25 protein-coding genes and 1 tRNA gene are annotated in these 23,356 nt (G+C 73.4%); 11 read left to right on the top strand and 15 right to left on the bottom strand.

Features of this window, described 5'->3' with window-relative positions; genetic code table 11:
• Positions 1-4: 4 nt before the first annotated feature.
• Positions 5-451: a YchJ family protein gene (locus GGE06_RS27305; RefSeq protein WP_181924450.1), complete on the bottom strand. Its 447-nt coding sequence runs from the start codon at positions 449-451 to the stop codon at positions 5-7.
• Positions 452-565: 114 nt separating this feature from the next.
• Between GGE06_RS27305 and GGE06_RS27300 the strand changes: the two genes are divergently transcribed.
• Together GGE06_RS27300 and GGE06_RS27295 are read left to right on the top strand one after the other, a co-directional pair.
• Entirely contained in the window at positions 566-1,909 is a 1,344-nt protein-coding gene (locus GGE06_RS27300) for a 6-phospho-beta-glucosidase (RefSeq protein ID WP_116157980.1), read from the top strand.
• A 73-nt stretch (positions 1,910-1,982) separates the two neighbouring features.
• Positions 1,983-3,872 (top strand): M64 family metallopeptidase, encoded by a 1,890-nt coding sequence (locus GGE06_RS27295; protein WP_184932048.1) that lies wholly within the window; start codon positions 1,983-1,985, stop codon positions 3,870-3,872.
• A 46-nt stretch (positions 3,873-3,918) separates the two neighbouring features.
• Here the strand turns inward: GGE06_RS27295 and GGE06_RS27290 are convergent, their stop codons facing one another.
• From GGE06_RS27290 to GGE06_RS27280, 3 genes are all read right to left on the bottom strand, one after another.
• On the bottom strand, positions 3,919-4,725 hold the full coding sequence (locus tag GGE06_RS27290; RefSeq protein WP_116157982.1) for an SAM-dependent methyltransferase: 807 nt from the start codon (positions 4,723-4,725) through the stop codon (positions 3,919-3,921).
• A 73-nt stretch (positions 4,726-4,798) separates the two neighbouring features.
• On the bottom strand, positions 4,799-5,035 hold the full coding sequence (locus GGE06_RS27285; RefSeq protein WP_015037566.1) for a DUF397 domain-containing protein: 237 nt from the start codon (positions 5,033-5,035) through the stop codon (positions 4,799-4,801).
• Entirely contained in the window at positions 5,036-5,911 is an 876-nt protein-coding gene (locus GGE06_RS27280) for a Sco1979 family transcriptional regulator (protein ID WP_116157983.1), read from the bottom strand.
• Between the two features lie 270 nt (positions 5,912-6,181).
• Between GGE06_RS27280 and GGE06_RS27275 the strand changes: the two genes are divergently transcribed.
• From GGE06_RS27275 to GGE06_RS27265, 3 genes are read left to right on the top strand one after another with little or no spacing between them, the layout of a single operon-like run.
• A complete protein-coding gene (locus GGE06_RS27275; RefSeq protein WP_116157984.1) occupies positions 6,182-6,613 on the top strand; it encodes an ATP-binding protein in 432 nt (143 codons plus the stop codon).
• Positions 6,614-6,618: 5 nt separating this feature from the next.
• A complete protein-coding gene (locus GGE06_RS27270; RefSeq protein ID WP_246532789.1) occupies positions 6,619-7,071 on the top strand; it encodes a hypothetical protein in 453 nt (150 codons plus the stop codon).
• A 34-nt stretch (positions 7,072-7,105) separates the two neighbouring features.
• Complete coding sequence (locus GGE06_RS27265; protein ID WP_116157985.1) at positions 7,106-7,822, top strand: class I SAM-dependent methyltransferase; 717 nt, start codon at positions 7,106-7,108, stop codon at positions 7,820-7,822.
• 135 nt (positions 7,823-7,957) lie between these two features.
• Here GGE06_RS27265 and GGE06_RS27260 read toward each other — a convergent pair whose 3' ends face one another.
• The 5 genes from GGE06_RS27260 to GGE06_RS27240 form a co-directional block, all read right to left on the bottom strand.
• A complete protein-coding gene (locus tag GGE06_RS27260) occupies positions 7,958-8,311 on the bottom strand; it encodes a zinc ribbon domain-containing protein YjdM (RefSeq protein ID WP_116157986.1) in 354 nt (117 codons plus the stop codon).
• Positions 8,312-8,411: 100 nt separating this feature from the next.
• Positions 8,412-8,499 (bottom strand) — tRNA-Leu (locus GGE06_RS27255).
• 187 nt (positions 8,500-8,686) lie between these two features.
• On the bottom strand, positions 8,687-9,406 hold the full coding sequence (locus GGE06_RS27250) for a class F sortase (RefSeq protein WP_184932047.1): 720 nt from the start codon (positions 9,404-9,406) through the stop codon (positions 8,687-8,689).
• A gap of 95 nt (positions 9,407-9,501) precedes the next feature.
• Positions 9,502-10,053: a hypothetical protein gene (locus tag GGE06_RS27245; protein WP_116157988.1), complete on the bottom strand. Its 552-nt coding sequence runs from the start codon at positions 10,051-10,053 to the stop codon at positions 9,502-9,504.
• A gap of 145 nt (positions 10,054-10,198) precedes the next feature.
• Positions 10,199-11,143 carry a beta-ketoacyl-ACP synthase III gene (locus tag GGE06_RS27240; protein ID WP_116157989.1) on the bottom strand — a complete coding sequence of 315 codons (945 nt, stop codon included), beginning with the start codon at positions 11,141-11,143 and terminating at the stop codon, positions 10,199-10,201.
• A gap of 246 nt (positions 11,144-11,389) precedes the next feature.
• On the opposite strand from GGE06_RS27240, the gene fdhD reads away from it, so the two are divergent.
• Positions 11,390-12,226, top strand: a complete 837-nt coding sequence (gene fdhD / locus GGE06_RS27235) for a formate dehydrogenase accessory sulfurtransferase FdhD (protein WP_116157990.1) — start codon at positions 11,390-11,392, stop codon at positions 12,224-12,226.
• Here the strand turns inward: fdhD and GGE06_RS27230 are convergent.
• From GGE06_RS27230 to GGE06_RS27220, 3 genes are all read right to left on the bottom strand, one after another.
• Positions 12,223-12,606 carry a (2Fe-2S) ferredoxin domain-containing protein gene (locus GGE06_RS27230; protein ID WP_116157991.1) on the bottom strand — a complete coding sequence of 128 codons (384 nt, stop codon included), beginning with the start codon at positions 12,604-12,606 and terminating at the stop codon, positions 12,223-12,225. The two genes, fdhD and GGE06_RS27230, sit on opposite strands and share 4 nt — an antisense overlap.
• Positions 12,603-13,139: an isochorismatase family protein gene (locus GGE06_RS27225; protein WP_116157992.1), complete on the bottom strand. Its 537-nt coding sequence runs from the start codon at positions 13,137-13,139 to the stop codon at positions 12,603-12,605. The genes GGE06_RS27230 and GGE06_RS27225 overlap by 4 nt, the downstream gene beginning before the upstream one ends.
• Positions 13,140-13,220: 81 nt before the next feature.
• On the bottom strand, positions 13,221-14,369 hold the full coding sequence (locus GGE06_RS27220; protein ID WP_246532788.1) for a bile acid:sodium symporter family protein: 1,149 nt from the start codon (positions 14,367-14,369) through the stop codon (positions 13,221-13,223).
• A 114-nt stretch (positions 14,370-14,483) separates the two neighbouring features.
• On the opposite strand from GGE06_RS27220, the gene GGE06_RS27215 reads away from it, so the two are divergent.
• The 3 genes from GGE06_RS27215 to GGE06_RS27205 all read left to right on the top strand — a co-directional run bounded on the left by GGE06_RS27215 (position 14,484) and on the right by GGE06_RS27205 (position 18,438).
• Positions 14,484-15,350 (top strand): LysR substrate-binding domain-containing protein, encoded by an 867-nt coding sequence (locus GGE06_RS27215; protein WP_184932046.1) that lies wholly within the window; start codon positions 14,484-14,486, stop codon positions 15,348-15,350.
• Positions 15,351-15,679: 329 nt separating this feature from the next.
• Entirely contained in the window at positions 15,680-17,503 is a 1,824-nt protein-coding gene (locus GGE06_RS27210; RefSeq protein ID WP_184932045.1) for an AMP-dependent synthetase/ligase, read from the top strand.
• Positions 17,504-17,643: 140 nt separating this feature from the next.
• On the top strand, positions 17,644-18,438 hold the full coding sequence (locus GGE06_RS27205; protein WP_116165227.1) for an aldo/keto reductase: 795 nt from the start codon (positions 17,644-17,646) through the stop codon (positions 18,436-18,438).
• Positions 18,439-18,527: 89 nt separating this feature from the next.
• Here the strand turns inward: GGE06_RS27205 and GGE06_RS43815 are convergent, their stop codons facing one another.
• Positions 18,528-19,802, bottom strand: a complete 1,275-nt coding sequence (locus GGE06_RS43815) for an SUKH-4 family immunity protein (RefSeq protein ID WP_184932044.1) — start codon at positions 19,800-19,802, stop codon at positions 18,528-18,530.
• Positions 19,803-19,955: 153 nt separating this feature from the next.
• Here GGE06_RS43815 and GGE06_RS27195 point away from each other — a divergent pair, with 153 nt between their 5' ends.
• On the top strand, positions 19,956-20,420 hold the full coding sequence (locus GGE06_RS27195; protein ID WP_184932043.1) for an RICIN domain-containing protein: 465 nt from the start codon (positions 19,956-19,958) through the stop codon (positions 20,418-20,420).
• Between the two features lie 18 nt (positions 20,421-20,438).
• On the opposite strand, the gene GGE06_RS27190 is transcribed toward GGE06_RS27195, so the two are convergent.
• Both GGE06_RS27190 and GGE06_RS27185 read right to left on the bottom strand, forming a co-directional pair.
• Positions 20,439-21,353, bottom strand: a complete 915-nt coding sequence (locus GGE06_RS27190) for a class I SAM-dependent methyltransferase (protein WP_116157995.1) — start codon at positions 21,351-21,353, stop codon at positions 20,439-20,441.
• 119 nt (positions 21,354-21,472) lie between these two features.
• Entirely contained in the window at positions 21,473-22,405 is a 933-nt protein-coding gene (locus GGE06_RS27185; RefSeq protein WP_116157996.1) for an AraC family transcriptional regulator, read from the bottom strand.
• 100 nt (positions 22,406-22,505) lie between these two features.
• Between GGE06_RS27185 and GGE06_RS27180 the strand changes: the two genes are divergently transcribed.
• Positions 22,506-23,351: a Rossmann-fold NAD(P)-binding domain-containing protein gene (locus GGE06_RS27180; RefSeq protein WP_184932042.1), complete on the top strand. Its 846-nt coding sequence runs from the start codon at positions 22,506-22,508 to the stop codon at positions 23,349-23,351.
• Positions 23,352-23,356 lie beyond the last annotated feature (5 nt).

Raw genomic sequence — 23,356 nt, 5'->3', positions numbered from 1 at the left:
CCCGCTACTCGATGAAGTCGCCGTCCACGTACACCCACGCGCCCTCGTGGCGGGCGAACCTGCTCCGCTCGTGCAGGGCGCCGGCCTCGCCGCCGTGGACGTAGCGGGCGACGAAGGTGACGGTGCCGTGCTGGTGGAAGGCGGTGCCGTCGGTGGTCCCCACGATCTCCAGGCCGGCCCAGCGCATCCCCGGGTCGAAGTCGACCTCGCCCGGCCGCGTCTCGGGCGCCCAGGTGCGCAGCAGGTACGCCTCGTCGCGTACGACGAAGGCGCTGTAGCGGGAGCGCATGAGGAGTTCGGCGGTGGGTGCCGTACCACCGGTGCCCGAGTGGAACCGGCCGCAGCACGCGCCGTACACGGCGTCGAGTCCGCAGGGGCAGGGCGAGGCCGCGGTCACGGCGGGCGCGGCGGCGGCCGGGGAGGTGCGGGGGCGGGTCTTGCGTCGGGACATGGCGCCATTGTCCCCCACCCGACGGGGCGCGACGGCGCCCGGCATGTGGACGCCGCCGTGGACGACCTCCCGGAATCCCGCTGCTCAGAGGACTCGTCCCAGTAGCGTACGAGCATGAAACTGACGATTCTCGGAGGCGGCGGATTCCGGGTGCCGCTGGTGTACGGCGCCCTGCTCGGCGACCACGCCGAGGGGCGGGTCACGCACGTCACTCTGTACGACCTCGACGAGGGGCGGCTCTCGGCGATCGCGCGGGTCCTCGCCGACCAGGCGGAGGGCGTGCCGGACGCGCCGGCGGTGACGGCGACGACGGATCTGGACGAGGCGCTGCGCGGGGCGGACTTCGTGTTCTCGGCGATCCGGGTCGGCGGTCTGGAGGGCCGGGCGGCCGACGAGCGGATCGCGCTCGACGAGGGCGTGCTCGGCCAGGAGACGGTGGGCGCGGGCGGCATCGCGTACGGGCTGCGGACCGTGCCCGTGGCCGTACGCATCGCCCGGAGGATCGCCGAACTCGCCCCCGACGCCTGGGTCATCAACTTCACCAACCCGGCCGGCCTGGTCACGGAGGCGATGTCCCGGGTGCTCGGGGACCGGGTCGTCGGCATCTGCGACTCCCCCGTGGGCCTCGGCCGGCGGGTCGCGCGCATCCTGGGCGCGAACCCGGACGAGGCCTGGATCGACTACGTGGGCCTCAACCACCTGGGTTGGCTGCGGGGGCTGCGGGTCGGCGGGCAGGACGTGCTGCCGCGGCTGCTCGCCGACGAGGAGGCGCTCGGCTCGTTCGAGGAGGGCCGGCTGTTCGGCCCGGAGTGGCTGCGGTCGCTCGGCGCGATCCCCAACGAGTACCTGCACTACTACTACTTCAACCGGGAGGCGGTGCACGCCTACCGGACGGCCGAGCGGACGCGCGGGGCGTATCTGCGGGACCAGCAGGGCGCGTTCTACGAGGAGATGGCCAAGCCCGACACCCCGGCCCTCGCTGCCTGGCACCGTACGCTCGCCGACCGCGAGGCCACCTACATGGCCGCGAACCGGGAGGCCGCCGGGATCGGGGAGCGGGACGAGGAGGACCTGGAGTCGGGCGGCTACGAGAAGGTGGCGCTCGCGCTGATGCGGGCCATCGCGCGGGACGAGCGGACCACGCTGATCCTCAACGTGCGCAACGGCTCGACGCTGTCGGTGCTCGACGCGGACGCGGTGATCGAGGTGCCGTGCTTCGTGGACGCGAACGGCGCCCACCCGGTGTCGGTGGCCCCGCTGCCGTACCACGCCGTCGGTCTGGTGACCGCCGTGAAGGCGGTGGAGCGCGAGGTCCTCGCGGCGGTGGAGAGCGGCTCGCGGGCGGCGGCCGTCAAGGCCTTCGCGCTGCATCCGCTGGTGGACTCGGTGGCGGTGGCGCGCCGGCTGGTGGAGGGCTACACGGCGGAGCACCCGGGCCTGGCCTGGCTGCGAAACTGAGATGACCGGCCGACGAACGGTCGGCCGACGAACATCTTTACGAGGCCGGGGGCGCGGCCTAGGCTCGCGCCCCATGACCTCACAGCGCAAGGGAGTTCGGCGTGCCGTGGCGCGGCTCGCCGCGGTCTGTCTGCTGGCCGCCGGCCTGGTGGGAACCACGCAGGCGGCGGCCGAGACGCCCACGTCCGGCGAGGGGCCGGTCGTCGTCCCCGTGCAGACCACCGGGCCCGCAGACAAGCGGTTCAACCTGGTGTTCATGGGCGACGGCTACACCGCGGCGGAGATGCCGGCGTTCCGGGCGGACCTCGAACGGCATCTGAACACCCTGTGGAGCATCGAGCCCTTCGCCTCGTACCGCTCGTACGTCAACGTGTGGGCGGTGGAGGCCCCCTCCGCCGAGTCCGGCGTGGACTGCGACCCCGGTCTCACCGCGCCCGCCCGTGACACGGCGCTCGACATGGGCTTCTGGGGCGGCTGCGATCCGGACAGCGTGCAGCGGCTGCTCACCGTCGACAGCCGGAAGGCCGGCGCGCTCGCCGACCTCGTCCCCGGCACCCACCGCGCCAACCGCCAGATCGTCGCCCTCGCCCACAGCGACACCTACGGCGGCGCGGGCGGGAGTTACGCCACGGCCTCCGGCGGCAACGCGCTCTCCTCGCTCATCACCCCGCACGAGATAGGCCATTCGCTGGGCGGCCTCCAGGACGAGTACGACTACTACGCGCGCGGAGTCCCCGGCGAGGCCTACGAAGGACCCGAACCCTCCTCCGTCCACCACACCCTCCTGACCGAGGACCAGATGCGGGAGCAGCGGGCCAAGTGGTGGCGCTGGCTCGGCGAGGAGAGCGAGTCGGGCGGGGTCATCGGCCGCCACGAGGGCGGGATGTACAGCACGAAGGGCGTCTGGCGGCCGAGCCGGCACTCCCTGATGAAGACCCTCGGCTACGCCTTCGACCAGGTGGAGCGCGAGGTGATGGTCCGGGCGATCTCGGCGAAGGTGGACCTGGTCCAGGACCACACCCCGGACGCGGCGCCGATCGGGGCGGACCGCACGGTGTGGGTGGACACCCTGCACCCGGTGGGCGGCGCGCTCGCCGTGACCTGGAGGCTGGACGGGCGGACGCTCGACACCCGCGGCGCCCGCACCGTCGACCTGCGCGGGCTGCGGGTCTCCCCCGGCACGCACACCCTGACGGCGACGGTCACCGACCCGACGCCCTTCGTCCGCGACCCGGCGGTCCGCGCCTCGGCGGCGCTCACCCGGACCGTCGGCTGGACGGTCGACCCCTCGCTGACGACGGTGCGGGGTCCGGAGGACCGCGGCTTCACCGGGTACACCCCGACCGGTTCCCCCGTCGGCGCCCGGAGCGTCGTCCACGCGGACACCACCCACGCGGTGGACGGCACGCCCGCCGTGCGCTGGCGTCTGGACGGGCGGCCGGTCGCGACGTACGGCCGCAACGACCGCGACCTGGACCTGCGTGCGCTGCGGATCGCGCCCGGGACGCACACCCTCACGGCCCGTCTCGCGGGCACGGACGAGGAGTTGAGCTGGGCGGTGGACGCCCGTCCGGCGACGGCGGCGTACGAGCTGTCCGAGCCGCTGCGGACAGTACGGCGTCCCGGGCGTCCGGTGGAGTACGTCTACGACGGGGCGTTCACGATGCGGCTGACCGCGCGGGACGACCGGGAGGGCGCCGTGGTGAGCCAGTTCCGGGTCGACGGCGACGGCTGGTACACGTACTACGGCTGGCCGACGGACGCCGACGCGCCGTTCCGCTTCTCGCCGGGCGGCACGGTGATCGACGACCTCGTGTACGGGAAGCTGGGCCGGAGCCGGGCGGTGCCGTGGGACGACGCGAGCCCGGACTACGGCACGCACACCGTCGAGTACCGCACGATCGACGCGGCCGGCAACATCGGGCCGGCGCGGAGCTTCCTGGTGACGCTGGTGGAGCGGTAGCACGAAGGGGGCCCGTCGGCGGGCCCCCTCCTCGTTCTGCTCGGGGTCAGGGCTTGCGGGCCACCGCGGCCCACCCCGGGATGGGGTCGTCGCCCTGGACCTGGACGGGCTCGCCCAGCTCCGGGTGCCATTCGGCGGTGAGCGAGACCCCGGGCTCGACGAACTCGAGGCCGTCGAAGAACGCGGCCAGCTCGTCGCGCGAGCGGGGCCGCAGGGTCAGCCCGCGCGCCTTGTACATGGCGGCCGCCTTCGCCGCGCCCTCGGGGTCGAAGTCCCCGGTGACGTGGGAGAGGACGAGATAGCTGCCCGGCGCGAGCTTGTCGACGATCTTGGAGACCAGTTCGTACGCGCCGTCCTCGTCCCCCACGAAGTGCAGCAGGGCGAGCATCGACAGCGCGATGGGCTGGTCGAAGTCAAGGACCTTTCCGGCCCTTTCGAGGATGACCTCGGGCTCGCGGGCGTCCGCCTGGATGTACTCGGTGGCCCCCTCCGGGGTCGAGCGCAGCAGGGCGGCCGCGTGCGCGAGCACGATCGGGTCGTTGTCGCAGTAGACGATGCGGGACTCCGGCGCGGCCTCCTGCGCGATCTGGTGCAGGTTGGGCTCGGTCGGGATGCCCGTGCCGACGTCCAGGTACTGGCGGACGCCGTGGGCGCTGAGCCAGCGGATGGCGCGGTGCATGAAGGCCCGGTTGACGCGGGCCATGTCGCGGCCCCGGGCGTCGACGGTGAGGAGCTGACGGGCCATCGCCTCGTCGACCGGGTAGTTGTCCTTGCCGCCCAGGAACCAGTCGTACATGCGCGCCGGATGCGGCTTGCTGGTGTCGATCCGTACGGATGCGGGTTCCTGGGTCATCGGCTCTCCTGGTCGGGATGAACGGGTGGCACTGAAACAAGAGTTACGCGATGGTAGGGGTGAGGCGGAAGGTTCAGGTCAGCAGAAAGTCAGCCTGACCTGATTTCGCGCCCTGGATGAAAGCGGCGATCTCCCCGTGGGTGTAGATGAGCGCTGGTCCTTCAGGGTCTGCGGACTGTCGCACGGCGACTCTGCCGTCGGCCAGCTTCATGGCCTCCACGCAGTTGCCCCCGTTCCCGCCGCTCCAGGGCTTGTGCCAACCCTCGGCACCGAGCTCTGCGGCGGGCATGCCGTTGTATATGCGATCCATTCACAGCTCCTTGCGGAGATTCCGGAGAATCTCCTTCGTGCGTTGTGCAGTCGCGGCCTGCGCCGCCATGCGGTCCATGACCTCCAGGTGGGACGCCACCTCGGGACGCGCGTCGAGATAGACGGCGCCGGTCAGGTACTCGCTGTAGACCATGTCCGGGAGTTCGGGCATGGCGAAGCGGAAGAGGACGAACGGCCCGTAGGTGCCCGGATGGTGGCCGGTCGCGAACTCCGCGATCTGCAGGGTGACGTTCGGCAGCTCGGACGCTTCGAGCAGCCGGTCGAGCTGGTCGCGCATCACCTCGGGCCCGTCACCGACCGGCCGGCGGAACACCGTCTCGTCCATGATCACCCAGAGCTTGGGGGCGTCGTCCCTGGTCAGCAGGGACTGGCGCTCCATCCGCAGGGCTACATGCCGATCGATGCCCTCTTCCCGGGCGGCGTCGCCGCCACCGCCGACCGCCCCGCTGCGCAGAATGGCGCGGGCGTACCCCTCGGTCTGGAGCAGACCGGGGATGAACTGGGGCTCGTACGCCCGGATGAGGCTCGCCGCCCCCTCCAGGCTGACGTACATGGAGAACCAGCCGGGCAGCACGTCGTGGAACCGCTGCCACCAGCCGGGGAGGTTGGCCTCCTCCGCGAGGGCGACGAAGCCCTCCGCCTCGGAGTCCGTGATCCCGTACTCCTTCAACAGGAGCTGCACGTACGGAATCTTCAGCGCGACCTCGGCGGTCTCCATCCGCCGGACGGTGGCCGGGGCCACCCGGAGGATCTTCGCGGCCTCTTCCCGCTTCATGCCGGCCCGCTCGCGCAGGTCCTGCAGACGCTTTCCGAGGACGACCTGTCCCACCGTGGGGGCGGACCGCGGCTCGCTCACTTCAGACCTCCCCGACGCACTGTTTCGACGAGTGTGCCATGAAGCCCGGCCAGAGAGAACACAGCACTCTGCAATTTTCAGAGTGCCTCTTGCCAAGTGTCCGAAGCAGGAGGACAGTGTTCCGGTGAACCAGTACACGCTGCCGCCGTGCGCCACCGCGTCACGGCGACAGCGCCGTACGGCAGTCCTGCCCACTGTTGTGAGGAACCGGTCGTGGCTTCTGGTAACGCGCAGCCCTCAGGTCTCATGAGTCCTGCAGCCCCTCGGGTCATGGCCCAGCGCCCACCGCAGCACACCGATCCCGTCCGGCGTTTCGCCTTCGAGCTCCCGGCCCTGACCTCCTCGGTCGCCCGCGCCCGCAGGCTCGCGGAGGAGCGGCTCATCCTCTGGGGCTGCGGCCCCGAGATACGCGACACCGTCGCCCTGGTCGTCTCCGAGCTCGTCACCAACGCCGTCGTGCACACCGCGAGCGGCCGTGTCGTCTGCGAACTCCGCGAGGGCGAGGACACCCTGCGGATAGCCGTACGCGACGAGGGCGGCCCCGCCGGACCGCGGATACGCGACTGCGGCGAGGAGGAACGCGGCCGCGGACTCCTCATCGTCGACGCGCTCTGCACCGCCTGGGGCGCCGACCGCACGGGCCTCGGCACGGCGCAGGTCGTCTGGGCGGAACTCGCCCACGGCATGGGGGAACCGTGCTGAGGTCGATGCGCATCCTCCCGCGGGCCTTCAGGCCCTTCGAAGCCTCCGTACCGGCCCCGCGCCGCTCGCCGGAGTCCCCCCGGGGCGCGCACGAGCTCGGCGCCACCCGACTCTCCGTGCCCGTCGGGCTGCACACCGGCCTCGGCTGCGACGCCGTCGGCGTCCCCGCCCGCTTCGGCTTCAAGATCCTCTCCCGCCTCCCCGCCAAGGGCTGCGTCTACGCCGACTCCGACTGGTGGTGGTGGCTGGTCCCCGCCGGCTCCGACCACGAGGTCACCTGGCCGCTGCCCGCCTGCTACGCGCGCGGCGCCGAGATCCCGGACCGCGGTCCGCGTCTCATCCACCACCCCGACGGCACCTCCCCGTACACGCCGCCGATCCCCCTCTACCTCCTCGTCTGCCAGCTGACGGGCATCGCGCCGTCCTGGTCGGCCCCGCCGGTGAGCACCACGCTCTGACGCGCAGGGCCGCCGACGCCCTAGGCTCGGTGCCATGTTCACCCCGCAGGGTCCCAGCCTCCGCGAGCTGACCGTCCAGGCCCTCTCCTCGGTCGAGCACGGCTACGACCTGCTCGCGACCAAGTTCGACGCGACCCCCTTCCGCACCTCCGACCGTCTCCTCGCCGCCGTCGCCGACACCCTGGAGGGCCTCGGCCCCTTCGACTCCGGCCTCGACGTCTGCTGCGGGACCGGCGCCGGCCTCGGCGTGCTCCGCTCGGTCTGCGCGGGCCGGATCGCGGGCGTCGACTTCAGTACGGGCATGCTGGCCCGGGCCCGCGGCGCCCACCCGACCGCCGACCTGGTCCGCGCCGACGCCCTGGCCCTGCCCTTCGCGTCCGCCTTCGACCTGGCGGTCAGCTTCGGCGCCTTCGGCCACTTCCTCCCGGACGACCAGCGCGCCCTCTTCGCCCAGGTCCACGGCGCCCTGCGGCCGGGCGGCACCTTCGCCTTCCCGCTCCCCGCCCCGCCGCCGGTCGGCTCCCGCCTCTACTGGACCCTGTGGGGCTTCGACGCGGCGATGCGCGTCAGGAACGCCGTCTGGCGCCCGCCGTTCGTCATGTACTACCGCACCTTCCGCCTCGCGGACGTCCGCGCCCGCCTGGAGCACGCGGGCTTCGACGTCACCCTCGTCCCGGTCGAACCCCTGGGCCGCCGGGAGGACGGCAGCCCGCGCTGCCGGCTGGTCGTGGCGCGAAAAGGCTCCGGGTGACCCCGCCCGAGACCCCGTGCGCGGTTCTCACGTCACGGTCGCGGTCCCGTCCCGGCGAAGAGCGCGGCCAGAACGCGGTCGGCGTACGCGCGGGTCAGCGGTTCCTGCGTGACCACCCGACGGGACCCGCTGCGGTCAGGCCTTCTTGACGACGCTCGACTTGAGCTGCATGGCGCCGAAGCCGTCGATGCGGCAGTCGATGTCGTGGCCGTCCACGCCGTCGACGAGGCGGATGTTGCGGACCTTGGTGCCGGCCTTGATGCCGGAGGGGTTGCCCTTGACCTTGAGGGCCTTCACGACCGTCACGGTGTCGCCGTCGTTCAGCACGTTGCCGACGGCGTCCTTGATGACACGTTCACCGGGGGCGTCGGCGACGACCCCCTCGGAGGGGACCCATTCGTGGGCGCATTCCGGGCACACCACGAGATCGTTCATCTCGTAGGTGTATTCGCAGGAGCATTCGGGGCAAGGAGGAAGGTTCTCGTTCACCCCCACAGGATAGGCGTCGGTCGTGGCCGTGACCTCGGGCGATGCCTCCCGGAGGGAAACGCGAAGTGCCGGTCGATTCGAGATCGACCGGCACTTCGTGTGGTGTCCGAGGGGGGACTTGAACCCCCACGCCCGATAAAGGGCACTAGCACCTCAAGCTAGCGCGTCTGCCATTCCGCCACCCGGACTAGGTGTGATTGTCGTTCCGGGGTTTCCCCCGCGGCGACAGAGATAACTCTACCAGGGGTTCGAGGTGCCTTTCACCAGCGTTTCCCGTGGTCAGTGGGTGGGAGCCCGGCGCCCCCCGACGCCGGCTCCGTGGGGCCACCTTGACGACCCCGGCGCGGTCCAGGCCAATCCCCCGGCGGGAGTCCGTCAGGTCGTGGACGGCCTGCGCACCTCGACCAGGCGGGCCGAGACCACCACGTTGCCCGCGTAGCCGCCCTCCTCGGTGAAGGTGCCGCCGCAGGTGATCAACCGTAGCTCGGGGACGCCCGAGTCGCCGTAGACCCGCTCGGCGGGGAAGCCCTCCTTGGGGACGACCTCGACCCCGTACACCGTGAAGACGGCGGTCGTGCCGTCGCGGCGGACGATCTCGACGCGGTGGCCCTTGGCGAGGGCGCCGAGGTCGTAGAAGACGGCCCTCCCGTTCGGGGTGTCGACATGGCCGACGACGACGGCCGTGCCGCGCTCGCCGGGGGTGACCGCGCCGGTGAACCAGCCCGCGAGCCGGTCGTCCTCGGGCGGCGGGGCCTCGATCCAGCCGTCGGCGTCGACCCCGACCTCGGTGAGCGGCGCGTCGATGCGGACGGCGGGGACGCGGACCCGCACGGGGGGCGAGGCGGGCAGCGGAGCGGGTACGGGCACGGGGGCGAGCGCGGCGAGGCCGGCGCGGATCCCGTCGGGGGCGGCCGCGGCGAGGGGCTGCGGCGGGCCGTCGGCCCCGGACGCCCCCGTACCGCCGCGCACGAGGTGCACGCCGATGAGGAGGACGACGGCGATGACGCCCCAGGCGCCGCGCCGTCCGGTGCCGGTGCCGGCGTGCTGCGGGCGTTCGGCGTCCCGCGCGCTGTCCGTGCCGTCCGACCGCCCCACGTCCGCCCTCCTCCGTGTTCCGCACGTGTTGGCGTTCCGCACGTGTTGGCGCCCCTCCGCCCCGGACCTCGTCACACCGGGGCGGAGGGGCCGTTTCAGGCGCGGCCGTCGGCGCGGCGGCGGGTGAGCACGACGGCGGCGCCGAGTGCTCCGGCGATGAGCAGGACGCCCGTGACCACCTCGGTGGCGCCGAGCCCGGCGGGGTCCGTGCCGGCGGCGGCGGTGCCGTAGCCGGCCTTGACGCCCTTGGTGGCTCCGGTGTGCGTGCCGGTGCCGGTGTCGTGCCCGGTGTTCCCGCCGGTGTCACCGGCGATGGTGAGCCGGGTGGTGCCGCGCTCGCCCTTGCAGTCGAAGGTGATCTCGACCTGGCTGCCGGCCTTGGCGTCGACGTCCACGGTCGCGGTGCCGGGGCGGCCCTCGTTGAGGGTCACGGTCTCGAACACGGTGGAGGTGACGGTCACGGAGGGCACTTCGCAGCCTTCGGACGTCAGGGTGACGGTGCCGCCGGGGGCGATCGTCGCGGGGGTGACGGAGAAGCCGAACGACGTGATGTCGTGGTTGCCGTCGTCGGCCAGGGCCAGGGGCGCGACCGACACGACGGCGATGGCGCTGAGCAGGGCGGCGGAAGCGGCACGTATCGCGCGCATGGCGGTCCTCCAGATCGGGCGGGGGCCCGGACGCGGAGCGATTCCGTGTCCGGTAGGGGACGACCCCCACCGCGATCGAAGCTAGGTCCGCCCCCGGCGCGCCGCCACGGGGGCTCCGCCGAACGGGGCACGGCGGCCCTGAGGACTACGGGACGCGGACGACCTGTCCGGCGTACGAGAGGTTGCCGCCGAAGCCGAAGAGGAGGACCGGGGCGCCGGAGGGGAGTTCGCCGCGTTCGACCAGCTTGGCCAGGGCGAGCGGGATGGAGGCGGCCGAGGTGTTGCCGGAGTCGACGACGTCGCGGGCGACGACGGCGTTGACGGCACCGATCTTCGCGGCGAGCGGCTCGATGATCCGCAGGTTGGCCTGGTGGAGGACGACGCCCGCGAGGTCCTCGGGGGCGATGCCGGAGCGCTCGCAGGTCTGCCGGGCGAGCGCGGGCAGCTGCTGGGTGGCCCAGCGGTAGACGGACTGGCCCTCCTGGGCGAAGCGGGGCGGGGTGCCCTCGATGCGGACGGCGTTGCCCATCTCCGGGACCGAGCCCCACAGGACCGGGCCGATGGCGCCCGTGTCGGTCTCGACGGCCTCGACGATCGCGGCGCCGGCCCCGTCACCCGTGAGGACGCAGGTGGTGCGGTCGGTCCAGTCGGTGATCTCGGTCATCTTGTCGGCGCCGATGACGAGGGCGCGGCGGGCCGCTCCGGCCCGGACCGCGTGGTCGGCGGTGGCGAGCGCGTGGGTGAAGCCGGCACAGACCACGTTGAGGTCCATGGTGGCGGGCGAGCCCATGCCGAGGCGGGCGGCGACCCGGGCGGCGGTGTTGGGCGAGCGGTCGATCGCGGTGGAGGTGGCGACGAGGACGAGGTCGATGTCGCCGGGGGTGAGGCCGGCGTGGGCGAGGGCCTTGCCGGCCGCGTGGGCGGCGAGCTCGTCGACGGGCTCGTCGGGTCCGGCGACGTGCCGGGTGCGGATGCCGACCCGGCTGAGGATCCACTCGTCGCTCGTGTCGACCAGCTCCGCCAGGTCGTGGTTGGTCAGCACCTTGGCGGGCTGGTAGTGCCCGAGCGCGGCGATGCGAGTGCCCGTCATTCTCGGGACCCCCTAGGTGGTTCGTTCGTCCGGCAGGAGGTCCCAGTGTTGTCAGCGACTGATCAGTAACAGGTGACGTAAACCACCAACATTCCCCCGTACCACTTGGCCGACCGTGACAAGGCCCCGGGCGGGGCACGGCTCCCCCGCCTGACCCCGGACGTGCGTTCGGTGGAGGAGTGTGTCGGAGAATGGGGCCGTCAGGGCCTTCCCGGCCTTCCCGCGGAGAGAATCGAGTGCGTCACGATGGGACGGGTCACCGAGCGACGGCGTGTCCTGCGGATCCGGGGCGGTGCGGTCAACACGCGGCCCGACACCCTGGTGGCGGAGGAGCCGCTGGAGATCCGGCTGAACGGACGCCCGATCGCGATCACCATGCGCACGCCGGGCGACGACTTCGCGCTCGCGGCGGGGTTCCTGGTGAGCGAGGGGGTCCTGGCGGCGGCCTCGGACGTGCGGAACATCGTGTACTGCGCGGGCGCCACGGAGGACGGCCGGAACACGTACAACGTGGTGGACGTGCAGCTGGCCCCCGGTGTGGAGGTCCCGGACATCTCCCTGGAGCGGAACGTCTACACGACGTCCTCGTGCGGGCTGTGCGGCAAGGCCAGCCTGGACGCGGTCCGCACCACGGCCCGCTTCCCGATCGCCGACGCTCCCCCGCTGCGGATCGCCCCGGAGCTGCTGTCCCTGCTCCCGGTGCGGCTGCGCGAGGCCCAGAAGGTCTTCGACTCGACCGGCGGGCTGCACGCGGCGGCGCTGTTCACGGAGGACGGCGAGCTGCTCGACGTACGGGAGGACGTGGGCCGGCACAACGCCGTGGACAAGCTGGTCGGGCGGGCGCTGCGGGAGGGACTGCTGCCGCTGGAGCGGGCGGTGCTGCTCGTGTCGGGGCGGGCCTCGTTCGAGCTGGCGCAGAAGGCCGTGATGGCGGGGATCCCGGTGCTCGCCGCGGTGTCCGCGCCGTCCTCGCTCGCCGTGGACCTGGCCGCCGAGACGGGCCTGACCCTGGTCGGCTTCCTGCGCGGGCCGGACATGAACGTGTACGCGGGCGAGCACCGGATCGACGTGAAGGCGCCCTAGTTCTTCGGCGGGTCGATCATCTGGAGGGTGAGGGTCGCCGGCGGCGGGGCGATGCCGGGGCCGCCCGCGGCCGTCCAGGCGAGGATGTCGTCGAGGCAGTCCTCGTCCAGGGTGAAGCCGATCCACGCCGCCCGTCCGCCGCGCCGCCGGCCCTCGGTGGAGGGCTGGACCACGACGACGTTCGCCTGTGCGCAGGGTCCGAGGCAGTCGCTCGTACGGACGGCCAGGCGGCCGCCGGAGGCCGCGGCGGCCTCGCGGAGACGGGCGAGCTGCCCGGCGTGGTCGGTGCCGGGGTTCTTGCGGGCGTCGCCGCAGCAGCAGCCGCGGCAGACGACGAGGGAGCAGGGGCGGGCCCCGTACCGTATCGGCACCGGGGTCACTCGGGGCCGTCCAGGGTGATCGCGGAGACCGGGGCGACCGTGCCGAGGCGCGGGAAGTCGAGGTCGACGGAGGCCCGGTGCTCGTCGGCGGTGAGGGCGGCCATGGCGTCCTCGGCGAAGACGAGGTCGTAGCCCAGGTCGCAGGCGGCGCGCGCGGTGGACTCGACGCCGAGGTTGGTGGCGATGCCGCCGAGGACCAGGGTGGTGGCGCCGAGTCCGGTGAGCAGCTCGTGGAGTCCGGTGTCCTGGAAGCCGCCGATGGTGCGCTTGACGACGACGGGGTCGCCGTCCCGGACGAGGTCGGGGACGAGTTCGCTGCCGGGCGGCTGGGTGTCGACGTTCGGCCGCTCGACGCGGATGTGGACGACGGGCGCGCCGGCGGCCCTGAAGGTGTCGGCGAGCCGCGCGGAGGCGTCGAGGACGTCGGTGCCGGGGCGGGGGGCGAGGGGCAGCGCGACGATGCGTTCCATCAGGTCGACGAGGACGAGTGCGGTGCTGCCGGGATCGAGTGCGGGCAGATCGTGAGCGGGCATGGGAGCACCGTAGCGGCCCGGATGATCACCACGGGCGGGCCGTGGGTGTGATCCGGCCGACGGAGGGCGTACGGGCGCGCGTCACGGGCCGCCCGGCGTCGGGGCCTCGGGGACGCGGACGGCTTCCGGAGGCGCGGGTGTGCGGACGGCTTCCGACGCCGCCGGTGTGCCTGCGGCTTCCGGAGGCGCGGGGGTGCGGACGGCTTCCGGAGTCGCCGGCGCGTCCGTCGGCTGCGGGTCGGCGGCGCGGCGCTTCGCGATGACCGCGCAGACCATCAGCTGCATCTGGTGGAAGAGCATCAGCGGGAGCACCGCGAGGGAGGCCTGCGGGCCGAAGAGGACGCTCGCCATCGGCAGCCCGGCCGCGAGGCTCTTCTTGGAGCCGGCGAACTGGATCGCGATCCGGTCGCCCCGGTCGAAGCCGAGGCGGCCGGCCCCGTACCAGGTCACGGCCAGCATCACCGCGAGGAGCACGGCCTCGACGGCGAGCAGCAGACCGAGCCGGGCGGGGGTCACCAGGTGCCAGATGCCGGCGACCATGCCCTGGCTGAAGGCGGTGTAGACGACGAGGAGGATCGATCCCCGGTCGACGTGTCCGAGGACCTTCTTGTGGCGGAGGAGGAATCCTCCGACCCAGCGGCGCAGGAACTGCCCGGCCAGGAACGGCACGAGGAGCTGGAGCACGATCTTCAGGAGCGCGTCGGCGGACAGGCCGCCCGCGCTGTTGCCGAGGAGGAGCGCGGCGAGCAGCGGGGTGAGGACGATGCCGGCGAGCGAGGAGAACGAGCCGGCGCAGATCGCGGCGGGCACGTTGCCCCGGGCGATCGAGGTGAACGCGATGGAGGACTGGATGGTGGACGGCACCAGGCAGAGGAAGAGGAAGCCGCTGTAGAGCTGGGGGGTGAGGACCCCGGGGACGAGGCCGCGCGCGGCGAGTCCGAGCAGCGGGAAGAGCAGGAAGGTGGCGCCGAGGACGGTGAGGTGGAGCCGCCAGTGCCGGAGGCCGTCGAGGGCCTCGCGGGTGGAGAGCCGGGCCCCGTAGAGGAAGAAGAGCAGGGCGACGGCCCCGGTCGACGCGCCTTCCGTGACGGTCGCGGCGGCCCCGGAGGCAGGGAGGAGCGCGGCGAGGGCGACCGTGCCGAGCAGCGCGAGGACGTACCCGTCGACGGGGAGCCGGGACGGCAGTCGAAGGGGGCGGCGCGCGGTGCGGCCGGGCGTACGGGGGGTCATGGGCTCCACTGCTCTGCTGGGGGGTCGCGCACGTCCATCCTGCTCCACGGGCCGGTGATCGGGAATCCCGTACAGTGCTCTGACTGTCATCGTGGTTCGCGATAACGTCGAGGGGTGTACGAGCCCACACAGCTGCGCACCTTCCTCGCCGTGGCCCAGACGCTGAGCTTCACGCGGGCCGCGGACCGCCTCGGGCTTCGCCAGTCGACCGTCAGCCAGCACGTGCGGCGCCTGGAGGAGGCGACGGGGCGTCCGCTGTTCGCCCGGGACACGCACCGTGTGGAGCTGACGGAGGACGGCGAGGCGATGCTCGGTTTCGCCCGCACGATCCTCCAGGCCCACGAGCGGGCGGCGGCCTTCTTCGGCGGGACGCGGCTGCGGGGGCGGCTGCGGTTCGGCGCGTCCGAGGACTTCGTGACGACCCGGCTGCCGGAGATCCTGGAGTCCTTCCGGCGCGAGCACCCCGAGGTCGACCTGGAGCTGACGGTCGAGCTGTCCGGGACGCTCCAGGCCCGGCTCGCGGCCGGCCGTCTCGACCTGATCCTGGCCAAGCGGCGCGGGGCCGAGAGCGAGGGCCGGCTCGTCTGGGAGGACACACTCGTCTGGATCGGGGCGCCGGGGCTGCGGCTCGATCCGGACCGCCCGGTGCCGCTGATCCTGTACCCGCCGCCGGGGATCACCCGGGCGCGGGCCCTTGAGGCCCTGGAGGCGCAGGGCCGGGCGTGGCGGATCGCGTGTACGAGTTCCAGCCTGAGCGCGAACGTGGCGGCGGCCCGGGCGGGGCTCGGGGTGATGGCGCACACGCGGGGCCTGGTGCCGCCGGGGCTCGTCCCGGTGCCGGCCCGCGCGGGGCTCCCGGAGCTCGGGGACGTGGGCTTCGTGCTGCGCAAGGGGCGCCGGGGCGGGGAGACCCAGGAGGCGGCGGACGCCCTCGCGGAGGCGATCCTGGTGGGCGGCGACCGCCTGCACCGGCCGCGCTGAGCGGGAGGGCGGGCCTGCCACCGGCCCGCCTGCCGCCGCGCCCTGCGGGCGGCGAGAAGGCGCCGGCCCGGTGCTTCGGGGGCGGGGGCGTGAGTGGTCGGCGCAGATTCCGTGGAGATTCGCTCCCGGCGGACCTACTGTCCGGTCAGTAACCGCCGGGAGATCCTTTCGACTTGGCCGCCTCACCTGCCCTGACCTGTACGAACGCGGAATGTCGCGGCTTGGTGAAGGCCCTCCCACCGGCCGGTCCTGTGGGGTACCGTCACCCGCGCCGTACGGAGCGCGACAACGGGCTTTTTCCAGCCACCGAGCCGTCGAGGAGCAGGTCAGTGCGCGAGTTCACCGTGCCGCCCGTCGCGGCGGCGCCTCAGGTCGGCGGTCTGGCGGACGCCGTGTTCGACCACGCCCTCGCCGACCCGGACCGGATCGCCTTCGGCCGCAAGGGCCCGGACGGGCAGTGGCACGACGTGACCGCCGCGCGGTTCCGGGACGAGGTCGTGGGCCTCGCGAAGGGGCTGATCGCGGAGGGCGTGCGGTTCGGCGACCGGGTCGCGATCATGGCCCGGACCCGGTACGAGTGGACGCTCTTCGACTTCGCGCTGTGGACGCTGGGCGCCCAGCCCGTCCCGGTCTATCCGACCTCCTCCGCCGAGCAGGTCTTCTGGATGCTGCACGACGCCGAGGTCACCGCCTGCGTGGTCGAGCACGAGGACCACGCGATGACGATCGGCTCGGTGATCGACCGGCTGCCCCGCCTCCAGCGGCTGTGGCAGCTGGACGCGGACGCCGTGGGCGAGCTGACGGCGGCGGGCGCGGGGATCGACGAGGAGGTCCTGCACCGGCACCGGCGGGCGGTGACCCCGGAGACGGTCGCGACGATCATCTACACCTCGGGGACGACCGGCCGCCCCAAGGGCTGTGTGATCACCCACGCGAACCTGATGTTCGAGACGGACATGGTGATGGGCCGCTGGGAGCCGGTGTTCCACTCGCGGCCCGACGAGCAGGCCTCGACGCTGCTGTTCCTGCCGCTCGCGCACGTCTTCGGGCGGATGGTGGAGGTCGCGGCGGTCCGCGGCGGGGTGAAGCTGGGGCACCAGCCGGTGATGGCGGCGGCCGAACTGCTCCCCGACCTGGTGGCGTTCCGGCCGAGTTTCGTCCTGGCCGTGCCGTACGTCTTCGAGAAGGTCTTCCACGCGGCCCGCCGCAAGGCGGAGAGCGAGGGGAGGACGGGCCCCTTCGACAAGGCCGTGGAGGTGGCGGTCGCGTACGCGGAGGCGCTGGAGCAGAAGGCCTTCGGGACCGGCCCGGGCCCGTCGGCGGCGCTGCGCGTGCAGCACCAGTTCTTCGAGAAGACGGTGTACGTCAAGGTGCGCGCGGCCCTGGGCGGGCGGGTGCGGCACGCGATGTCGGGCGGTTCGGCCATGGACCGCCGGCAGGGGCTGTTCTTCGCGGGCGCGGGGATCACGGTCTTCGAGGGGTACGGCCTGACGGAGTCCTCGGCGGCCGCCACGGCGAACCCGCCCGGACGGACCAAGTACGGCACGGTGGGCCAGCCGGTCCCGGGGACGACGGTCCACATCGCGGAGGACGGCGAGGTGTGGCTGCACGGCGGCCAGGTCTTCTCCGGCTACCTGAACGCCCCGGAGGCGACGGCCGCCGTCCTCAACGACGGCTGGCTGGCCACCGGGGACATCGGCGCCCTCGACGCGGACGGCTATCTGACGATCACCGGGCGGAAGAAGGAGATCCTGGTGACCTCGGGCGGCAAGAGCGTCTCCCCCACCGCCCTGGAGGAGCGGGTGCGGGCGCATCCTCTGATCGCCCAGTGCATCGTGGTCGGCAACGACCGGCCGTACATCGCCGCGCTCGTGACGGTCGATCAGGAGGCGGTCGAGCACTGGCTGGCGATGCAGGGACGGGCGCCGCTCTCCCCGTCCCAGCTGGTGCGCGACCCGGCCCTGGAGACGGAGATCCGGCGCGGGGTGGTGGCGGCGAACACGCTGGTCTCGCAGGCCGAGTCGATCCGGACGTTCCGGATCCTGGCGCATCCGTTCAGCGAGGAGCACGGGCTGCTCACCCCCTCGCTGAAGCTGAAGCGCAAGGCGATCGAGCGGGCGTACGCGGCGGAGGTCGAGGCGCTGTACGGCTGACCGACCGGGTTGGAATGCGGAACGGCCCGTGATCGTTGACGCTGGGAGTACCTCCGTACAGCCAGTGACGACGTAAGGATCCACCCCACGTGAGCACGGACAGCAGCGTTCCCCCGGTCATCCTGAACAACGGCGTGCACATGCCGCAGCTGGGCTTCGGTGTCTGGCAGGTGCCGGACGACGAGGCGACGGCCGCCGTGACGACGGCCCTGGAGGCCGGGTACCGCTCCATCGACACCGCCGCGATCTACGGCAACGAGCGGGGCACCGGCCGTGCCGTCGCCGACTCGGGGATCGCCCGCGAGGAGCTGTTCGTCACCACGAAGCTGTGGAACAGCGAGCAGGGCCACGACTCGACGCTGCGCGCCTTCGACGAGTCCCTCGACAAGCTGGGCCTCGACTACGTCGACCTCTACCTGATCCACTGGCCGGTGCCGGCGAAGGACGCGTACGTCGACACGTACCGGGCGTTCGAGAAGATCCTCGCGGACGGGCGCGCCAAGGCGATCGGCGTCTCCAACTTCCTCCCGGAGCACCTGGAGCGGCTGATCGGCGAGACCTCGGTCGTGCCCGCCGTCAACCAGATCGAGCTCCACCCGCAGCTCGCGCAGAAGGAGTCCCGCGAGGTGCACGAGCGGTACGGCATCGCGACCGAGGCGTGGTCGCCGCTCGGCTCCGGCAAGGGCCTCCTGGAGGTCCCGGCGATCGTCGCGATCGGCCGCAAGCACGGCAGGACCCCGGCCCAGGTGGTGCTGCGCTGGCACCTCCAGCTGGGGAACGTGGTGATCCCGAAGTCGGTCACCCCCTCGCGCATCCGCGAGAACATCGACGTCTTCGGCTTCGAGCTGGACGCCGAGGACCTGGCGGCGATCGCCGCCCTCGACGAGAGCCGCCGCCTGGGCCCGAACCCGGCGGAGTTCAACATCGGCGCCTGAAGGGCACGGAGGGGGTGGAGCCGGCGCGCCGCTTCGGCGGTGCGCCGGCTCGGTGGGCGTGCGTCGCGGCGCCCCGGCGGTCCCGCGGCTCAGTAGCCGTCGACGCCGAGCTCGGTGATCGAGGCGAAGAGGTGCTCCCAGACCTCGGCGCCGGGCGCGCCCTCGGCGAGGGCCCCGGCGTCGACGGCCTCCATCGCGCGGAGGAAGTCCTTCACGCCCTCCTCCCCCGGGTACGGGTCCCAGCAGGCGCCCATGTGACGGCGGACGCCCTCCAGGAACCGGACGAAGGACTCCAGGTCGCGGACGAGCGGGAAGACGGCGTCGCCGCCGGGGCCGTGGCTGCCGTCCGGCTGGCGCATTCCCACGGCGCCGGTCCCGGGGTGGACGAAGACCTCCCCGGGGTCGCAGTGGCCGAGGTCGAACTCGCCGACCCTCAGCAGCCCCTCGGGGCCCGTGCCCAGCGGCTCGTCGGCGAGCGCGAAGGACGTGACGCCGGCCGCCCAGTGCCGGGGCAGTCCGGCCTCGGCGAGCAGCGTCCTGGTCGGTGCGTGCGTGAGGGCGGCGGGCTGGTCGGCCGCCGGGAGGCGGAGCACCGCGGAGGGGCCGAAGACCCCGTCGAGCCGGGCCGCGGTGAGCGGCCCGGCCGCGTTCCCCGTACCGGGCCGGAACCACGGCCCGCCGTCCGCCGGTACCGGGCCGGCGGAATCGGCGCCGCCCGTCGGCCAGTCGGCGAGGGCCGTGTCGTTCTGCTCCACGACGGCCACCCCCCGCGCGTCGAGGAAGACGTAGCGGCCGCCGTCCAGCGGGATCGGCTCCTCCCAGCCGTCGGGGCCGCGCAGCGCCCAGGACTCGTCGTCGCCGTCGAACAACCAGGGCCCGTCCGGCTCGTCCTCCTCGTACGGTTCGGCCGTGTCCTCGGCGGGCGCGGGCCGGGGCCCGCCGGTGGCCAGGTCGAACCAGGTGTCCTCGCACCACAGGGCCCGGACCTTCAGGAGCGGGACGCCCCCAGCCTCGTACACCTCGGCGGAGCGGTCGCCGCTGAGGTTCGGCGCGGCCTCGTGCGCGCCGACCGGCCGCCACCAGGCCCACACCGTCCGCCACGGCAGCCCCGGTTCGGCGGCCGCCACCCGCGCGGCGTACTCCCGGTGACCGAGGACGGTCGCGGCGAAGTGCAGCCAGGAGGCGAACTCGGCAGGGGTCGCCGGGGCGCTCCCGAACACCGCCTCGGCCTGGGTGAACACCTCGCGGCCGACGCCGCCGTGATCGTCCGGCAGGGCGTCGATGCGGGCACGGAGCCCGGCGCGGTCGTGGCGCAGGACCTCGGCGGGGTCGTCGAGCAGGGTACGGAGTTCGGGATCGGTCACCGGCCCATCGTGCCAGCCGGTGCGCCGGGCGGAGGCGGCGGCCGGGACCGTTGTCGTACCCGGGACGTAGAGTCGGAGACGGCCCCCGAGGGCTGCGCGCGGCGGTGACGGCCGCGCGGTGCAACTGCCCGGCGAGGAGAAGGAGTCGGTACGGTGAGCGGTGCCCCGGAGCCCGTGGAGGCGGGCCTCTACCGGGTGCGGAACGTGGCGAGCGGGCTGCTCCTGGAGGTGTACCAGGGGTCGAGCCGCACCGGCGCGAAGGTGCAGCAGGGCACGGAGAACGGAACTCCCGGACAGCACTGGCACATCACGCCGGTGCCGAACGGCGGCGGGCTCCACCACCTGGTCAACGCGGCCAGCGGCAAGCGGCTCGACGTCGCGAACGCGTCCACGGAGAACGGCGCCGGCATCCAGCAGTGGAGACCGAACAACTTCGGCGCGCAGGAGTGGATCATCGAGCAGGACCTCCAGTCGCCGGGGACGGTGGCCCTGGTGAGCTTCGTCAGCGGGCTGTTCCTGGAGGTCGCCGACGAGTCGAAGGAGGACGGGGGGAACGTCCGGCAGTGGGAGGACACCGACTCGCCGTTCCAGTGGTGGCGGCTGGAGCCGGTGTCCTGACCCGGGCCCGGTGCGGGCTCAGCCCTTGCGGGCGGTGTGCACGGTGTGGGCGGTGAGGTGGAACAGGTCCGTGCGGTGGTGCAGGGACAGCGCGTCGGCCGGGTCGAGCAGCCGGTCGAGGGTCTCCTTGTCGTCGGCGTCGAGCCGGGCGGCCAGGCCGTCCCGCAGGCGCTCGTAGTGGGCGAGGGCCAGCTCCCGGACGACCGGGGACACGGGCGCGGGGACGTCCACGAGGAACGTGCGGGTGCCGGACGGGGTGAGGCCGGCGCCGGCGAGCAGCGCCCGCCAGTCGTCCGGCTCGTCCTTGGCCCCGGGCAGCTCGGCGCGCATCTCGCCGAACCAGTCGGCGTGGGCGGCGTCGAGCCGGGCCTCCAGGCCGGGCCTGCCGATCCCGATGTTCTGCGGCAGGTGCCGCCGGGGCAGCCCGCCCTCCACGAGGACGATCAGCCCGCCGGGGTTCAGGATGCCGGCGAACTCGGCGAGCGCGGCGCTCTGGTCGCCCATGTGGTGCAGGGAGTTGCCCGCCCAGACGAGGTCGGCCCGCCCCAGGGTGCCGATCGCCTCGGGGAGTTCGGCGTGGAGGGTGGAGACCCGTGCGCCGAGGTTGCGGGCCTCGGCACGGGCCCGGGCCAGGGCGAGGAGTTCCGGGGCGCCGTCGACGGCGACGGCCTCTGCGGCCGGGAACGCCTCGGCGAGCAGGCTGGTCACCACGCCGGGACCGCTGCCGACGTCGAGGATCCGGCGGACGCCCTGCACCGGCGCGAGGGTGCCCAGCCAGGCGGCGGCCTCCGCGTAGGCGGGGCTCGCGATCTCGGCCTGCCGCTCCAGGAGCGGAGCCATCTCGCTCCAGTCGAGGTGGGTGTGGTCGTGAGGGCCGTGGCCGTGACCGGTGCCGTGCTGGTGGCCGTGGTGGGACGCGTGATGCTGGCTCATGGCACCAGGGTGCGACGGGACGGCCGCGAACGCGAGAAATGTTGCCGGTCCGGCAACAGGACCGGCGACAAGTCCGGCAACAGGTCCCGCAGCGGCTCCGGCCCCCCGACCCGGGCCCGTCAGCCGCGGCCCCGGTGCTCCTGCGGGCTGACGCCCCGTACGCGCTTGAAGGCGGCGCTCAGGGCGAACGCACCGCTGTAGCCGACCTGCCGGGCGACGGACTCCACCGTGGCGTCCGTGTCGCGGAGCAGGTCCGCGGCGAGCGCGAGCCGCCAGCCGGTGAGGTACGCCATCGGGGGCTCCCCGACGAGCTCGGTGAAGCGGCGGGCGAGCGCGGCCCGGGACACACCCGACTTCGCGGCGAGCGAGGCGACGGTCCACGGGTGGGCGGGGTCGTTCTGGAGCAGCCGGAGCGCCCGGCCGACCACGGGGTCGCCCATCGCACGGTACCAGGCGGGTGCCTCGGCGCCCGGCCGGGAGAACCAGGCGCGGACGGCGGCGATGAGCAGCAGGTCGAGGACCCGGTCGAGGACGACGCTCTGGCCGGGTTCGTCGCGGGAGATCTCCTCGTCGAGGAAGGGCATGAGCGGGCAGTTCCACACGTCGGCGGGCAGGTGCACCAGGCCCGGCAGGGCGTCGAGGAGCCTGCGGCCGACCTCGCCGTCCATCAGGTAGGTGCCGACGAGGACGGTGGTGCCGCCGTCCGGGGCGTTGCCCCAGGTGCGGACGCCGAGGCGCATGGACTGGGCGAGCGGCTCCCCGGAGAGGGTGGTGCAGCCGCCGTCGGGGCCGATCCTGGCGCGGGGCGGGGCGTCGGGGGCGTGGGCGACGGTGTACGGCTCGGGGCCGCGGGCGATGGCGATGTCGCCCGGGCGCAGCAGGACGGGTTCGCCGGTGTCGGGGACGATCCAGGCCTCGCCGTCGGTGACGCACATGAGGCAGATCGGGGCCTCGTCCTCGATGCGGACGGACCACGGCGGCTCCATGATCATGCGGAGCAGGAAGGCGCCCTTGGCGCGTGGCCCGTCGAGGAGTCCGGCGAGTGCGTCCATGGTCCGCAAGGGTAGGGCGTCGACTGGCCTGAGACGCAGGCGTAGGCAGGTGAGACTGCGCAGCATGGGCGGGCGGCGCCCGGGGCGGGAGTCTTGAGCCATGACGACGTACACGAACAACGCGCAGAACACGACGGTCCTGGTGACGAGCGCCACCGGCAAGACCGGACGGCGGGTGGCCGAGCGGCTGGCGGCCCGCGGCCTGACGGTCCGGGCCGGCTCCCGGAGCGGGGCGACCGTCTTCGACTGGGAGGTCCCGGAGACCTGGGCCCCCGCGCTGCGGGGCGCGGACGCCGCGTACGTGGCCTACTACCCCGATCTGGCCGCCCCGGGGGCGGTCGAGGCGATGGAGACCTTCGGCCGGCTGGCCGAGGAGAACGGCGTACGGCGGCTCACCCTCCTCTCCGGGCGCGGGGAGCCGGTGGCGGTCCAGGCGGAAGAGGCCCTGCGGTCGGCGGCGCCCGGGGCCGGACTGACCGTCGTACGGGCCGCGTTCTTCGCGCAGAACTTCACCGAGGGGCTGCTCGCGGAGGGTGTCGCCGAGGGCACGGTCGTCTTCCCCGCCGGTGACACGGCGGAGCCGTTCATCGACGCGGACGACCTGGCGGACGTCGTCGTCGAGACCCTGACGGCGAACGGGCACGCGGGCCGGGTGCACGAGGTGACGGGCCCGCGGCCGGTGGGCTTCGCGGAGGTGGCGGCGGAGATCTCCCGCGCCTCGGGCCGCCCGGTGGTGTACGAGGCGGTGCCCGAGGCCGAATACGCCGGTCTGCTCGGCGGGTTCGGGCTTCCGGTGCCCGAGGCGGAGTGGCTGGCGGCACTGTTCGCGACGCTCCTCGACGGCCACAACGCCTCGGCGACGGACGGCGTGAAGCGGATCCTGGGCCGCGAGCCGCGCTCCTTCGCCGAGTTCGCGGCGGAGGCGTGGGGCGGACCGGGGGCGTGACGGGT

Source organism: Streptomyces nymphaeiformis, from assembly GCF_014203895.1.
Classification (GTDB): Bacteria; Actinomycetota; Actinomycetes; order Streptomycetales; family Streptomycetaceae; genus Streptomyces; species Streptomyces nymphaeiformis.
This window is presented reverse-complemented; position numbering and strand designations above follow the sequence as displayed.